Origin of the sequence: Streptomyces sp. NPDC004667, assembly GCF_040609475.1 — a bacterium.
Taxonomy (GTDB): Bacteria; Actinomycetota; Actinomycetes; order Streptomycetales; family Streptomycetaceae; genus Streptomyces.
Genome location: NZ_JBEXKC010000137.1, coordinates 1 through 11,897, shown reverse-complemented (window position 1 = coordinate 11,897; position 11,897 = coordinate 1). Strand labels below are relative to the sequence as shown.

Here is an 11,897-nt window from a genome sequence, read left to right as displayed (position 1 = left end):
TATCTTGCTGTCCGTCCCCACCACCGGTCCGGCCGTCCTCCGTGCGACGACGCGACGACGACCAGTCCGGCGCTGAGGATCTTGTGACCGGGGGGCCCACGAGCCCGCGCTGCCGCCCAGGTAGGCGCAGGTCATGTAGGCCGTGTTGAGCCTGCTGCGGGCGTCGGGGCGCAGGGCGAAGACCCGGGCCTGATTGGCGACCGTGCCGCACTGCATCGCGACGTCCAGCAGCAGCGTGCCCACCACCAGCGCGGCCGCCCCCGCCGTCCCGCCCAGGGCGCCGGCCGTGAGGACCCCGGCCGCGACGAGGACCCCGAGCAGGCACACCAGGTTCACGGGATCGGGCCCCCTGCGGTCCACCAGACGCCCGGCGAGCGGAGTGCAGAACATGGTCACCGCCCCGACCAGGGCGAGCATTCCCACCGCCTGCCCGCCCAGACCGTAGGCCGGACCGGCCAGGAGCAGGGCCAGACAGGTCCAGACGGCGGAGAAACCGCCGAAGACGGTCGCCTGGTAGAGACAGGAACGGCGCAGCTGCGGCTCGGTGCGCAACAGGCTCAGGGACTCCGCCAGAAGAGCCCGGTACGGCCGGGGCGGCGGCGGGGCGGTGACCGGCAGGGCGCGGGCGAGGACCACGGCGAGCAGCAGCACCACCACCGCCGCCACCAGGTACGGGGCACGCCAGCCCAGCCGTTCGCCGAGCGTGCCGCTGAACGTACGGGCCAGCAGCATCCCGCCGATCGACCCGCTCAGCAGGGTGCCCATCACGGCCCCGCGGCGGTCGGGGGCCACCATCCCCGCGGCCAGCGGGGCGATCAGCTGGGCGGCCACCGTGGTGACGCCGACGCACGCGCCGGCCGCGACGAGGGCCGGCAGGGCGGGGGCGCAGCCCGCGGCGAGGAGGCCGAGCCCGGCGAGGAGGAGTAGGGTGACGAGGAGGCGCCGGTACGGGATCCGGTCGCCGAGCGGCACCAGCAGGAGTATCCCGGCCGTGTAACCGATCTGCGTGGCGGTCACCACCAGCGTCGCGGCATCGGGCGTCGTGCCGAGACCGGCCGCGACGAGCGGGGTGATCGCCTGCGGGAAGTAGACGTTGCCCACGCCGACGGCGCAGGTCAGGGCCAGGAGCAGCACCGTGCGGGGACCCGGGGCGGTGGTCCCGTCACCCGGGAGCCGCGGCGCGGCGGCCCCCTCGGTGACGATCGCCGGTTCCCGTGCGGGAGTCGGAGGTGTCATGCGGGGAAGTCCACGGCACGGGGGCCGCGCGCCAATCGATGTAGCGTATGGCTTGATGATCAGCTACGAACTGGGCGTCGAGGACCTGGCGGACACGCGGTTCGCGGTCTCACCCCTCCACGAGACCGTGCTCAGCCTCCGGGTGCTGCGCGACCCGGGACTGTCCGCGCTGCACCTCCCGTGGCGCCGCGCCGTCCTCGGCGGGCTCGGCGGGCTCGACACCGGCCTGCTGATGTCCCTGGTCGCGTCGCGGCGCACGCTGCCCGACTTCCTCACACCGCGTCCCACGTGCTTCGAGCCGGCCTTCGAGGACGAACTGGCCGTCGTGGGCCGGACCGCCGCCGCCACGGTCCGGCGCGACCTGCTGGCCACGCACGCCCCGGACCCGCTCCCCGACGCGCTGGGTGCCGCCCGTGCCGCCGACGACGCGTCCGTCCTCGCGCTCCGCGACGCCCTGTGCGACCTCCTGCGGCGGTACTGGGAGATCGCCGTCGAGCCGATGTGGCCGCGGATGCGGCTGCTGCTGGAGGCCGACATGACGTACCGGGCGCGGCAACTGGCCGTGGGCGGCGCCCGCCTGCTGTTCGCCGACATGCACCCGAACCTGCGCTGGCACGACGGGGTGCTGCACATCGGCGACATGCTGGCCCGGTACCACGCCCGGGCCTGCGGGCGGGGGCTGTTGCTCGTACCGTCCGTGTTCGCGCACAAACCCGCACCACCGGTCGGCGCGGACGAGGCGCCCATGATGTCGTACCCGAGCCGCGGGCTGGCGACCCTGTGGGCCCCCGCGCCCCTCCCCGACCCCTCCGCCCTCGTGTCGCTGCTCGGCGCGTCCCGGACCCGGCTGCTGGGTCTGCTCGACGCACCGCTCCCCACGGTCGAGATCGCCCGCCGCACCGGGGTCACCCCGAGCGCGGTGTCGCAGCACCTGCGGGTGCTGTACGCGACCGGACTCGTGACCCGGGCGCGCGACGGGCGGCACGTCCTGTACCGCCGCAGCCTCCTGGGCGATCAGCTGACCGGCTTCGGCGGCTGAACCCCGGGCGGTTCGCCGTCGGGGGGCCCAGCGGCCGTCCGCGGGAGTCGGAACGGGCCCGGGCCGGTGGAAGGGGTGCGGGTGGAGCGGGACCGTGGAACCCCGCCGTCCGTGATGGGCGGAGCGTGTGGACGGGCCGCGGCGGGGTACACGCGCGGTCCCGGGGCGGGCCGCCCCGCGGGAACCGGAACGGCCCGGAGGGAGTGGACCCGTGGATGTGCGGAAGAAGGCCGCCGCCGGGCGATGGCGCCACGCGTGGCGCCGCGGAGCGTGGAAGGCCGCCCCGCCGCCCCCGCCCGTGTCCCCGCCGCCCGTGTCCCCGACGCCCCCGTCCCCGCAACCGTCGTGGGCGCACCCCCCGCCCGCCCGTCCGCTCGTCCGCGCCCTGGCGATGGCGGCCGCGTTCGCCGGGACCGTCCTGTTCGCCGGCGTCCTGGCCCGGATCACCCTCGAAGCGTCCGCGGCGTCGGCCGGCCTCGTCCACGGCAACGTCCGTCCGGGCGCTTCGATCCGGGCCTACCTCGACGCCGCGCCGGCCCGGGAGGCCGCCAAGCAGCTCGGCGGGAACCTCCTGCTCGGCGTCCCGTTCGGGGTGCTGTTGCCCGTCCTCCTGCCCCGGACCTGGGGTCTGCTGCGCCTGGCGCTCGCGACCGCCGTCGTGATGACGCTCGTCGAGCTCGTCCAGGGGGCGCTGGTGACGGGCCGGGCCTTCGACGTCGACGACGTCATCCTCAACACCGCCGGCGCGCTCCTCGGCTACCTCCTCCTCGGCCGCCGCGCGAGCCGGGCGGTCCACCCGCGCCGCCGCCACTGGTGGCAGCGGCGGCCCCGTCGCGCCCCCGAGGTGCCCGCGTCCGCGACGGGCGACGGCGCGCCCTGAGGGCCGCCGCGCGGGATCAGGCGCTGGGGACCGGACCGATCATGCGCTTGCTGATCCACTCCAGCGGGCCCTGGAAGAGCCCGTCGGCGTACTTGTAGCCGTCGTGCCCGGCGTTGGGGATGATGTGCAGGTCCGTCTCGATGGGGCCCTTGCCGATCTTCTCCTTGAAGGCCTTCACCTTCGCCCCCTCCTCCTTGTCGCCGAGCAGGAAGGAGATGTGGACCTTCGGGCCGGTCTTCTTCGCGAGCGCTTCGGCGAGCCGGCCGGGGTCGTTGGCGAGCCGCTCCGGCTCGTGGTCCTTCCAGAACGGCGAATCGGGCGCCGTGTCGGGCCCGCCCGCGACCGCCGTGCTGAACCGGTCCGGGTACTGCAGGACCATCTTCATGCCGACGTAACCGCCCGCCGAGGAGCCGAAGAAGCCCCACCCCTTGGGGTCCTTGTAGGTGCGGAAGTTCTCGCGCGCCAGGTCCGGTACGTCGTCGGACATCCAGGTGCCCATCTTCGGCTGCCCGGGGATGTCGCTGCCGTCCCAGTACTGGTCCAGCTTGGCGTTCAGGACCGGCATCATCACGATGAACGGCAGCGACTTGCCCGCCTCGACCTGCTGCGCGATCCGCTCCTGGAGCTTGAAGTCGGCCCCGAACCAGTAGTTCGTCGGATAGCCGGAGGCGCCCGGCAGCGCCGTCAGCACCGGGAACGCGCTGTTCTCGTACTTCTTCTCCTTGTACTGCTTGGGCACCCACGCCCACACCCGGCCCTCGAAGCCCGACTTCGGGCCCTTGAGGGTGGTCCACATGACCTGGGTGCCGTCACTCAGCTCGCGCTGGAGGTTCCACTTGCGGATGTTCGTCGGCATCTGGACGTTGGAGGGCACCTGCGGCGCCGCGCTCTGCCCGCCCTTGGACTCCTTGGCGGGGGCCTTGCCGTCGAACGCGGCTTCCGTGGGGCCGTTGGAGCAGCCCGCCGCCAGCAGGGAGGAGGCCAGGAGGGCGACAGGCGCCAGGAAAGTGGACCGGGACTTCACTCGATGACTCCAAACCCGTCAAACATCACCAAAACTGCAATCGGGAAGGAAGAGTCGATCTCGCAACGGGTGGTTCCGTCCGGCCCGCGGGGCGCGGCGTGATCAACGCCACGCCGGCGCCCCGCGGCGCACTACCGCTCGGTGTCGAAGGTGTAGAACTTGCGGTGGTCCATCAGGTCGGCCGGGGTCACGTCGTTCCACGGCCGCAGCTTGCCGTGGAAGTCCACCACGTTCGCCGTGGGGGCGGCGGGCAGGTACGCGGACTTGGGGTTCCGGCGCTGCCACTCGGACCACAGCATGTCGATGAAGGCGTGGTGCATCCAGAACACCGGGTCGTTCGGCGACGCCGCGCTGGCCATGTGCCCGCCCACCCATACGTGCACCTTGTTGTGCAGACCCGGGCCGCGCCAGCCCTCCAGGTGGTTGCGGAACCCGCCGGAGGTGCTGTTCCACGGCGCCGCGTCGTACGTCGGCATGGCGAGCACGGAGTTGACCTCGTCCTTGGTCGGCAGCTGGGCCCCGCCCGAGCCGAGGGTGCGCCGCAGGTACGTGCGCGCGTCCACGCCGACCGTGACGGCCCACTTGCCCCCCGCGTACGCGAAGGGCCCGTCGAGCACCTGTCCGTCGCGGGCCCGGTTGGTGCCGCCGAGGAAGTCGGCGGCCCACAGGGAGGAGGACGCGGTGCGGTCCACGGTCCAGTCCCAGTACGGCAACGAGACCTTCGGGTCCACCTTCTGCAGGGCCGACTCGAAGTCGAGCAGGAAGCGGCGGTGCCAGGGGAGGAACGAGGGGGCGCGGTGGCCGACCCGGTCGCCGAAGTCGCTGTCGTTCATCAGGAAGCTGTTGTGGGCGTTCACGTAGCGGTCGTAGACGCCGGTGCGCTTGAGTTCGAGGAGCGCGTTGGTGAAGGCGCGCTTCTCCTCGGCGGTCAGCTTCGACTGGCTCTTGCGGACGGTCACAGGGCCTCTCCCTTCGGGGTGAAGGGGATCAGGTTCGCGCCCTGGAGGTCGCGCACGGCGGCCTTGGCGGCCGAGATGGGGTCGGCGAAGGTCTCGTAGTGGTTGACCACGGTGACCCAGCTGTTGTCGGCGTTGCGCATGAGGTGCAGCTCTTTGCCGTCGATCTTGATCGTCGGCATCCCCGGCATGTGCTGGCCGTCGTGGTGGGCGCCCGGGTCCAGGGTGATCTGGATGCGGCGGCCCTCGAAGACCTCGTCGATGCCGCCGGTGGGTATGGAGAGCGCCGGGCCGGAGGCCTTGGCGTTCGGCGAGGAGCTCGCCGAGGCGGAGCCGGAGCCCGCCTTGTCACAGGCCGTCAGCCCCACTGCTGTGGCGGCGCCGATGGCGATGCCGAAGGCTTGTCTTCGAGTGATCGTATTCATGGCCCGTAGAGGTATCAGAAGTCCGCGAACGGCCGCGCGGCGCCCCCGCGTGCTCCGGCATCCCGGAGCGTCAACTATAGTTACGCGCAACGGGCGTCAACTATAGTTACGCCTGATGAAAGGGAGCGGTACGCAGTGGCGGACTCAGACGGCAGTCCCGATGGACCGGACACGACACGATCGGGCCGGGTACCGGTTCCGGGCCCCGGGGCACCCTTCAGCGACCGCCTCAACTTCCTCTTCGACCGGGTCCGCCCGCCGGGGGCGGAGGAGTACACCAACGCCCACGTCGCCCGCACCATCTCGTCCTACGGCGAGGACAGTTACACCCGCTCGCACATCAGCTACCTGCGCGCGGGCAAGCGGACCCCCACCATCACCATGGTGCCCCTGCTCGCCCGCTTCTTCGGTGTGGAGGCCTCCTACTTCGTCGAGGACGAGGTCACCCGCAGGATCACCACGCAGTTCGAGATCCTGCGCAGACTGAAGGAGAACGGAGTCGAGCAGATCGCCCTGCGCGCGATGGGCGTCTCCGCCGCCGGCCAGCGCAAGGTGCTGGCGGCCCTCGAAGCCGTACGGAAAGAGGAAGGTCTGCCCGCCGATCCCGAAAGGGACCTGCCGTGACCAGCGTCCACCGTCCGGACGGGAAGGGGAAGCCCCATGTGGCCCAGGCGTCGTAAGCGCGCGGCCGACCACGAGGCCGACGAGATCGAGCGCCGCAACCGCGCGTTCGTGGACGGTCTCGACCTTCCCGCGGTCGACAGCGTCCTGGACCTCGTCCCGTTCATGGAAGAACGCTTCGACCGCTCGATCAAACTGATGCCCTTCGCCTCGGACCCGGCCGACCCCGACTCGCTCGACGCCTCCGCCCCGTGCGGCCTGTGGCTCGCCACCGGAGACACGGACTACGTCTTCTACGACACCGCCATCAGCCGTGCCCACGCCGAGATCATCGTCGGCCACGAGTTCGGCCACATGCTGGGACGCCACCGCGGGGACACCCCCCTCGCCGCGGGCAACCTCGGCGGACTCATCACCGACATCGACCCCGCCACCGTCCAACTCGTCCTCGGCCGGACCCGCTACAACGAGCCGCAGGAGTTCGAAGCCGAACTGCTCGGCTCCCTCCTCCAGGAGCGCCTCGCCACCCCCGTACGCGTCGCGGACACCCCGGAAGCCGACCCCATAGCCCGCACACTGCTGCGCTGACCGAATAGGGACCCGTGAAAGACGTACTTCACCCCCTGTGCCTGGCCATCGCCGGTACGGGCTTCCTGATCCTCTTCCGCGACCTGCGGCGGAGCCGCCGCGACCCGGCGCTCGTCGCCCTTGCCTTCACCTACGGCTTCTCCGCGCTCAGCTACGCCGTCTCCCTCACCCCCGTCTGGGTACGGATCGACGGCCTCCTCGGCGTCCCCAACATCGTCGTGCCGATCGCCCAGGGCTTCGTCATGCTCGTCCTCGCGCTCCAGGCCACCGTCCTGGCCCACTGGTCCAAGCCGCTCGACGAGGCCCGCCGCCGCAGCCGCCACCTGCTCCTCGCCGCCGGCGCCGTCATCACCGCCATGGCCGTGCTGTTCGCCCTGCTCACACCGGCCACCACCCGGCCCACCGACTTCTCCCTCTACTACGCCCACGACCCGGTCTTCCAGGCCTACGTCCTCCTCTACTTCGGCATGTACAGCGTCGCCGAGATCTACCTGGCCCTTTCCTGCTGGAAGTACGCGCGCACCGCCACCGACCGGTCCATCGCCTTCAGCCTGCGCCTCGTGGCCGTCGGCGCGGTCATCACCCTGGGCTACAGCGGCATCCGCATCGCCGCCGTGGTCGGGGCCGAAACCGGATTCAGCGTCGCCGGGCTCAACGAATTCGCCTGGGCCTGCGGGGACATCGGCGCCACCCTCACCCAGATCGGCTACCTCATCCCCACCGTCGCGCGGCGCACCACCAGCGCCCTCGGCTGGAGCGCCACCCACCTGCGCTACCGACGCCTGGCCCCCCTCTGGACCGCCCTCGACCAGGCCGACCCGGGCATCACCCTGCGCCGCCCCGCCCGCCAGCGCCAGGACGTCCTGCGGGGCCGCAGCGCCCACTTCCCCCTGCTGCGCCGCCGCGTCGAGATCCGCCAGGGCCAGAAACTGATGCGCCGCTACCTCGACCCGACGGCCCGGGAACACGCCGAGGACCGCCGCCGCGCCGAAGGCCTCACCGGCGCCGAACTCGTCGCGGCCGTCACCGCCGACCAGATCCACGCCGCCCTCGTCCGTCACCGGGCCGACGACCCCGTCGCCGCACCCGCCGAGTACGCCGACGCGGCACTGCCCCTCGCCACCACCGAGGACGAGCTGCTCCACCTCCAGCGCGTCGCCTCCTACTTCACACCGCCCACGCCCGAGAGCCGCGACGCCTCCCGCGGCATCACCTCAGGAGCCCGCCCGTGATCCTGCGCCGCACCCTGATCGTCGCCTGCACGGCCGTCGCCGCGGCGGCGGCCATGGCCTCCACACCCGCGGCCGCGCGCAACCGCGCCGGCGCCGCCGCCCGCCCCCCGCGCGCTGACCTGCACCTCGCACCCGCCCGTGAACAGCTCGGCGCGCTGCGCCGGCGCACCGTCACCAGCCGGGCCCTGCTGGAGCAGACCCTCGCGCACATCGACCGGACCAACCCCGGCCTGGGCGCCGTCGTCACGCTCGATGCCGACGGAGCCCGCGCGGCGGCCGACGCGGCCGACCGCCACCTCGCCGCGACCGGCAAACCGCTCGGTGCCCTCCACGGCCTGCCCATCACCCTCAAGGACGCCCTGGAGACCAAGGGGCTCCGCACCACCTGCGGGTCCCCGGACCTCTCCGACCACGTCCCCGACCGGGACGCCGACACCGTGGCGCGCCTGCGCGCCGCCGGCGCCGTCATCGTCGGCAAGACGAACGTCCCCGTGATGTGCCAGGACCTGCAGACCTCGAACCCCCTCTTCGGCAGGACCCGCAACCCCCACGACGCCGCGAAGACCGCGGGCGGCTCCTCCGGCGGTCCGGCCGCCGCCGTCGCCGCGGGCCTGACCAGCCTCGAAGTCGGCTCGGACCTCGCGGGCTCGCTCCGCCTCCCGGCCGCCTACTGCGGCGTGTACGCGCTGCGGCCCAGCGGCGGCATCGTGCCCACCCGCGGGCACATCCCGCGTCCGCCCGGCTGGCTGACCAGCTCCGACATGCTCACCCTCGGACCGATCGCGCGCGACGCCGAGGACCTTGCCCTCCTCCTCGACGTCCTCGCGGCCCCCTCACCGGCCGACGCCCCGGCCTGGCGGATCGACCTCCCGGCGCCGCGGCGGAGCCGTCTCGCGGAGTACCGCGTCGGCCTGTGGCAGGACGATGCGTACTGCCACGTCGACGCGGACACCCGGGGGCTCATGGAAGGGGTCGCCGCACTCCTGAGGTCCGCCGGGGCCACCGTCGACGACACCACCCGGCCCGTGGACCTCGCCGGCAGCGACCGGCTGTTCCAGCGCCTCATGTACGCCACGGCGAGCGCCGCCGCCCCCGACGCCGGATTCGCCGAGGACGTCGAGGCCGCCGAAAAGATCCCCGCCGACGCCCCCGCAGGACTCTTCCTGCACTCCCGGACCATGCGGCACCGGGACTGGCTGCGCGCGAACGAGGAACGCGAGGAACTGCGCGGCCGCTGGGCCGAGTACTTCGCCACCCACGACGTCCTGATCACCCCGGCCGCGCCGACGGCCGCCGTCGACGACCAGACGGACACGCCCGTCCCGGGCCGGCACATCACCGTCGACGGCGTGAAGCGCCCGTACTTCGACCAGACGGCCTGGCTGAACCTGGCCGGCCACGTCTCGCTCCCGGCCCTGGTCATGCCCGCGGGCCGGACCGCCGAGGGGCTGCCGCTCGCCGTGCAGATCATCGGCCCCTACCTGGCCGACCGCACGGTCGTCGCCCTCGCGGGGCAGTTGGCCCGCCGGCTCCCCGATCCCGTGCGCCCGCCCGCCTTCACCGGCTGAGCGGGCCCCGAGACCGGGCTCGTTCTGCCCCCACGGGGGTGGGGCGGGACGAGCCCGCACGACGGAGGGGCCCCGGGTTCTCCCGGGGCCCCTCCGTACTGCACTCCTGCGGGCCGCCGGGCCCGCCAAGACATGAAGGGCCCGGATACCGACGGGGGATGCGGCATCCGGGCCCTACGATCATCATCCTAGTACCCCGCGCCCCGATGGCGGGAGGCAGTCCCCTCCGTCGGTTCCGCGAACCGCGCCGACGGCAGCGCCGAAGACCGTTGCGACGGCCGTTGCGACGGCCGTGAACCGGGCCGGGCCACGCACCGTCAGGGCTGCTTCGTCCAGCGCCGCGAGGCGCGTTCGAGCAGTGCGCGGCACGAGGCCGCCGGCGCCGCGACACCCGCCGGGGGCAGGTCCGCCCGGCCGGGGCGCGCCACGTATCCTTGGGGCATGAGGATGCACAGGAGCGTCGACGTGCGGGTCGACTCGATGCTCGACGACTTGCGGACGCTGGTCGAGGTCGAGTCCCCGTCGCGTGATCTCGACGCCCTCGGCGCGTCGGCCAAGACGGTGGCGGAGGTCATCGAGGGCCGCCTGGGCGGGCGGGCCGTCCTGGTGGAGAGCGAGGCCGGGCCGCACGTGCACTGGTCCGGCGGCGGCGAACCCCGGGTGCTGATCCTCGGCCACCACGACACGGTGTTCCCGCTGGGCACGCTGGAGCGGCGGCCGTTCCGCGTGGCGGACGGGCACGCGACGGGCCCCGGTGTCTTCGACATGCTCGGCGGACTGGTGCAGGCCGTGCACGGACTGGCCGCGCTGGACGACCTGTCGGGCGTCGAGATCCTGGTGACCGCCGACGAAGAGGTCGGTTCCGGATCCTCCCGCGCGCTGATCGAGGAGCGGGCCCGCGCCTGCGGTGCGGTGCTCGTGTTCGAGGGCGCGGCCGACGGCGGGGGACTCAAGACGGGCCGCAAGGGGTGCGGCACCTTCCAGGTGTCGATCACCGGCCGGGCCTCGCACGCCGGGCTGGAGCCCGCGGCCGGGGTGAACGCGCTGGTCGAGGCGGCCCACCAGGTACTGGACATCGCCGCCCTGAACCGGCCGGAGGCCGGGACGACCGTGACGCCGACCGTGGCCTCGGCCGGGACCCTGGACAACGTGGTTCCGGCGGGGGCGACCGTGATCGTCGACGTACGGGTCGAGTCGGACGCGGAGCGGGAGCGGATCGAGTCGGCGTTCGCCGCACTGTCCCCGCACCTGGACGAGGCCCGGATCTCGGTCCGGGGCGCCGTGGGCCGGCCCCCGATGCCGGAATCGGCCTCGGCGGAACTCTTCGAGGTGGCCCGGCGCCTCCAGCCGGACATCGAGGGCAAGGCCGTCGGCGGGGGCAGCGACGGCAACTTCACGGCGGCACTGGGCGTACCCACCCTCGACGGGCTGGGGGCGGTCGGCGGCGGAGCCCACGCCGATCACGAATACCTGGTGGTCGACGCGATGGTGCCGCGCGCCCACCTCGTCACCGGGCTGGTCGAGGCGATCCGCGCCTCCCGGGAGGCCTGAGCGCGCCGCCTCCGGGCGCCGGACACGGCCCGGCGGGTGATGCCCGCTGCGCCGATGTGGGGGTGCTCCGTTGACAGCCCACCGCCCACGTGCGAAAACATCAGTAGGCCGTCTACGGCCCGTGCCCCGCACGACGTGCGACAGCCACCTCGACACGCGCTCTCCGCCAACGCGCCGAGCCCGCCGAGCCCGCAGCGTCGGATTCCCCGCCCCGCACCTGAGACCGCCGACCAGGGCACACACCACCGCATTTCGTGAACGAACGGTTTCCCTATGACCATGTTGCCCGCATCGCGCGTCGCCGGACGGACCTGGACGGTCCGCCTGACCGGCCACGCGGACCACACCGTCTCCGTCACCTGCAGCACCGGGGCGTGCCGTATGCCGCCCCGTTCCAAGGACACCGCGGCCATGCGGCGCTTCGCCGCCGAACACATCAGGGCGCACGCCCGGCTGGCCACCGTACGTCCGAACGCGGCGTGTGCCTGCCGCGCGGCCGACTGTTCCTACCACGAGGACAGCCGGGCCTCCTGCACCGGATCGCCGCTGCTCGTCCTCATCCACAACCCGGCCGTGGGGCAGGTCTGGACGCTCGCCGAGATCTGCCAGGCCTGCGCACGCCTCATCCACCACATCACCGTCCTCGGGCGGGCCCAGGGCCAGGCGCCCGCACCCCGGACGCAGCCCTCGGCCGAAACCGCCCCGGCGCGCGTGGCCGTGGCCGGCGGTTTCTCCTCGCCCGAAGCGGCCCCGGAGGCCGTCCCGCGCCGCCGCCCC

General features: G+C 73.2%; 13 protein-coding genes. 8 read left to right on the top strand and 5 right to left on the bottom strand.

Annotation, left to right across the window (positions count from 1 at the left end):
- The coding region (locus ABZW32_RS37025) for an MFS transporter (RefSeq protein ID WP_356224891.1) at positions 1 to 1,236 on the bottom strand (1,236 nt) is incomplete at its 3' end.
- Positions 1,237 to 1,291: 55 nt separating this feature from the next.
- Here ABZW32_RS37025 and ABZW32_RS37020 point away from each other — a divergent pair.
- Positions 1,292 to 2,275: a helix-turn-helix domain-containing protein gene (locus tag ABZW32_RS37020; protein WP_356224889.1), complete on the top strand. Its 984-nt coding sequence runs from the start codon at positions 1,292 to 1,294 to the stop codon at positions 2,273 to 2,275.
- Positions 2,276 to 2,486: 211 nt separating this feature from the next.
- Positions 2,487 to 3,155 (top strand): VanZ family protein, encoded by a 669-nt coding sequence (locus ABZW32_RS37015; RefSeq protein WP_356224887.1) that lies wholly within the window; start codon positions 2,487 to 2,489, stop codon positions 3,153 to 3,155.
- Between the two features lie 16 nt (positions 3,156 to 3,171).
- Here ABZW32_RS37015 and ABZW32_RS37010 read toward each other — a convergent pair whose 3' ends face one another.
- The 3 genes from ABZW32_RS37010 to ABZW32_RS37000 form a co-directional block, all read right to left on the bottom strand.
- A complete protein-coding gene (locus tag ABZW32_RS37010) occupies positions 3,172 to 4,179 on the bottom strand; it encodes an alpha/beta hydrolase-fold protein (protein ID WP_356224885.1) in 1,008 nt (335 codons plus the stop codon).
- Positions 4,180 to 4,310: 131 nt separating this feature from the next.
- Positions 4,311 to 5,138, bottom strand: coding sequence for a tyrosinase family protein (locus ABZW32_RS37005; protein ID WP_356224884.1), 828 nt, complete (start codon positions 5,136 to 5,138; stop codon positions 4,311 to 4,313).
- Complete coding sequence (locus ABZW32_RS37000; protein WP_356224882.1) at positions 5,135 to 5,560, bottom strand: tyrosinase family oxidase copper chaperone; 426 nt, start codon at positions 5,558 to 5,560, stop codon at positions 5,135 to 5,137. The genes ABZW32_RS37005 and ABZW32_RS37000 overlap by 4 nt, the downstream gene beginning before the upstream one ends.
- A 135-nt stretch (positions 5,561 to 5,695) precedes the next feature.
- Between ABZW32_RS37000 and ABZW32_RS36995 the strand changes: the two genes are divergently transcribed.
- The 4 genes from ABZW32_RS36995 to ABZW32_RS36980 are packed head-to-tail and all read left to right on the top strand — an operon-like array spanning position 5,696 to position 9,569.
- The gene (locus ABZW32_RS36995; RefSeq protein WP_356224881.1) at positions 5,696 to 6,184 is read left to right on the top strand and encodes a helix-turn-helix transcriptional regulator; all 489 of its coding nucleotides are present in this window, start codon (positions 5,696 to 5,698) and stop codon (positions 6,182 to 6,184) included.
- A 36-nt stretch (positions 6,185 to 6,220) separates the two neighbouring features.
- Positions 6,221 to 6,769: a hypothetical protein gene (locus tag ABZW32_RS36990; protein ID WP_356224880.1), complete on the top strand. Its 549-nt coding sequence runs from the start codon at positions 6,221 to 6,223 to the stop codon at positions 6,767 to 6,769.
- A 14-nt stretch (positions 6,770 to 6,783) separates the two neighbouring features.
- A complete protein-coding gene (locus ABZW32_RS36985; protein ID WP_356224878.1) occupies positions 6,784 to 8,001 on the top strand; it encodes an MAB_1171c family putative transporter in 1,218 nt (405 codons plus the stop codon).
- A complete protein-coding gene (locus tag ABZW32_RS36980; protein WP_356224876.1) occupies positions 7,998 to 9,569 on the top strand; it encodes an amidase in 1,572 nt (523 codons plus the stop codon). Before ABZW32_RS36985 ends, ABZW32_RS36980 begins: the two co-directional genes overlap by 4 nt.
- A gap of 317 nt (positions 9,570 to 9,886) precedes the next feature.
- Here ABZW32_RS36980 and ABZW32_RS36975 read toward each other — a convergent pair whose 3' ends face one another.
- On the bottom strand, positions 9,887 to 10,012 hold the full coding sequence (locus ABZW32_RS36975) for a hypothetical protein (protein WP_356224874.1): 126 nt from the start codon (positions 10,010 to 10,012) through the stop codon (positions 9,887 to 9,889).
- Between ABZW32_RS36975 and ABZW32_RS36970 the strand changes: the two genes are divergently transcribed.
- Positions 10,011 to 11,120 carry a M20 family metallopeptidase gene (locus ABZW32_RS36970; RefSeq protein ID WP_356224872.1) on the top strand — a complete coding sequence of 370 codons (1,110 nt, stop codon included), beginning with the start codon at positions 10,011 to 10,013 and terminating at the stop codon, positions 11,118 to 11,120. The two genes, ABZW32_RS36975 and ABZW32_RS36970, sit on opposite strands and share 2 nt — an antisense overlap.
- Positions 11,121 to 11,393: 273 nt before the next feature.
- Positions 11,394 to 11,897: hypothetical protein (locus ABZW32_RS36965; protein WP_356224870.1), on the top strand; the 504-nt coding region annotated here is incomplete at its 3' end.